Raw genomic sequence first — 1,347 nt, forward strand, 5'->3', positions numbered from 1 at the left:
GGTCAGGTAGAATAAGTTTCGCAAAAAGACAAAGAGACATGGTTTGCAGATGTCTGGTAGAATGAAGTTGCGACACCACCATTCGAAAGGAGACAGCAAACCATGTCCGAAAAGATTGTACAGCTAAACGAAGAAGTTATCAAGGGGCAGCTCAAGGAACTTGTGCGCGGAAGCGTAGAGGAAACCCTCAACGAGCTGCTGGAGGCCGAAGCGGAGAAGCTGACCCAGGCGGCCCGGTACGAGCGCAATGAGCAACGCCAGGGCTACCGCAGCGGCCACTACAACCGCAACCTTACCACCACTTCTGGGGATGTCACACTCAAGATGCCCAAGCTCAAGGGGATCTCCTTTGAGACTGCCATCATTGAGCGGTATCGCCGCCGGGAGAGTAGCGTGGAAGAGGCTCTCATTGAGATGTACCTGGCTGGCGTATCCGTCCGGCGTGTAGAGGATATTACCGAGACTCTCTGGGGCAGTAAGGTCTCTCCCTCCACCATCAGTGAGCTGAACAAGAAAGCGTATGTCCACATCGAGGATTGGCGTAACCGTCCTCTGCAAGGCGGGCGGTATCCGTATGTCTATGTGGATGGGATCTATCTGCGCCGCAACTGGGGTGGAGAGTTTGAAAATGTGGCCATCCTGGTGGCAATCGCGGTCAATGAGGACGGATATCGTGAGGTTTTAGGTGCCGCCGAGGGCATGAAAGAGGACAAGGCCAGTTGGATCAACTTCTTCCAGTGGCTGCGTGGCCGTGGCCTGGACGGCGTGAAACTCATCGTTGGAGATAAGTGCCTTGGTATGCTGGAGGCCGTGGGCGAAGTGTTCCCTGAAGCCAAATACCAACGCTGCACCGTCCACTTTTACCGTAATGTGTTCTCTGTCACACCTCGCTCCAAGGTGAAACTGGTAGCCAAAATGCTCAAGGCGATCCACGCCCAGGAGAGCAAAAAAGCCGCTCGTGAAAAGGCCAGGGCCGTAGTGGAGGAGCTGTGTTCCATGAAGCTGAAAGAGGCTGCTAAGAAGGTGGAGGACAGCATCGAGGAGACTCTGACCTATTGTGATTTTCCCAGTGAGCATTGGACCCGTATCCGCACCAACAATGTCATTGAGAGGCTGAACCGGGAGATCCGCCGCCGTACTCGTGTAGTGGGCAGCTTCCCGGACGGCAACTCTGCCCTTATGCTGGTCTGTGCCCGGCTACGCCATGTAGCTGGCTCCCAGTGGGGCAACAAAAAGTACATGAATATGAAGCACCTGGAGGCCGCCATTGAGGATGCCTCCATTGCCGGCTGACTCCATTCATGCCAGAGCTTGCAAACTAAAGTGCGAAAAAATCTTGACACGACC

1 protein-coding gene is annotated in these 1,347 nt (G+C 54.6%); it reads left to right on the top strand.

What is annotated here, in order from left to right:
* Positions 1–102: 102 nt before the first annotated feature.
* Entirely contained in the window at positions 103–1,293 is a 1,191-nt protein-coding gene (locus tag NE547_RS17865; RefSeq protein ID WP_044943990.1) for an IS256 family transposase, read from the top strand.
* Positions 1,294–1,347: the final 54 nt, after the last annotated feature.

This window comes from Flavonifractor sp. DFI.6.63, assembly GCF_024462255.1.
GTDB classification, from domain to species: Bacteria; Bacillota; Clostridia; order Oscillospirales; family Oscillospiraceae; genus Lawsonibacter_A; species Lawsonibacter_A hominis.

Bases quoted from the DNA above. Each gene is read 5' to 3' on its own strand.
- NE547_RS17865 (WP_044943990.1), top strand. From the start codon at position 103: ATGTCCGAAAAGATTGTACAGCTAAACGAAGAAGTTATCAAGGGGCAG.